Raw genomic sequence first — 652 nt, 5'->3', positions numbered from 1 at the left:
ACACGGTGATGCTGTACGCGTTGTCGGGGTTGTGCTGTGGCATCGCGGCGGTTTTGATCATGGCCAGGACCACGACGGGTTCGTCCACGCACGGTGACCTGTACGAGCTGGACGCGATCGCCGCGGTGATCATCGGTGGCACGTTGCTGACCGGTGGGCGGGGGTCGATCATCGGGTCGATCCTGGGTCTGCTGATCTTCACGGTGATCACGAACCTGTTCATTCTCAACGGGCTCAACACCAGTGACCAGCTGGTGGCCAAGGGCCTGATCATCGTGGTGGCCGTGCTGCTCCAGCGGCGCAGCCTCGAATCGCGAACCTAGACCCCGCGTCCCGCGGACCGGTCAGGAGGTCGCGGGGCGCGTCGCACGTCCACTCCCCAACCCCACGTTTTCCCCTTATAGATTCACCCCCCCAAAAAGGAGCAAGGCCATGACAGAAAACGTCGCGCGCAGGGGTTTCCTGCTCGGCGGTGCGGTTATCGGTGCGGGTGCGCTGGTGACGGCGTGCACGGGTAACGAGGCGGCGCCCACGGCCACCGCTGCGGCCTCGGCGCCGGTGCCGGCCGCGACCGGTGGTAACGACGCCCCTGGCGACAAGGTCGTCATCGGGTTTTCGGCGCCCGCGGCTGACCACGGGTGGATCGCCGCGA

The 652-nt window shown here is 66.6% G+C and carries 1 protein-coding gene and 1 pseudogene; both read left to right on the top strand.

Annotation, left to right across the window (positions count from 1 at the left end; genetic code table 11):
• The coding region (locus ACW9TB_RS39360; protein ID WP_472753213.1) for an ABC transporter permease at nucleotides 1-323 on the top strand (323 nt) is incomplete at its 5' end.
• A 109-nt stretch (nucleotides 324-432) separates the two neighbouring features.
• Nucleotides 433-652: pseudogene (locus tag ACW9TB_RS39355) on the top strand (sugar ABC transporter substrate-binding protein); the annotation flags it as partial.

The organism is Streptosporangium sp. H13245, from assembly GCF_055690525.1.
This window is presented reverse-complemented; position numbering and strand designations above follow the sequence as displayed.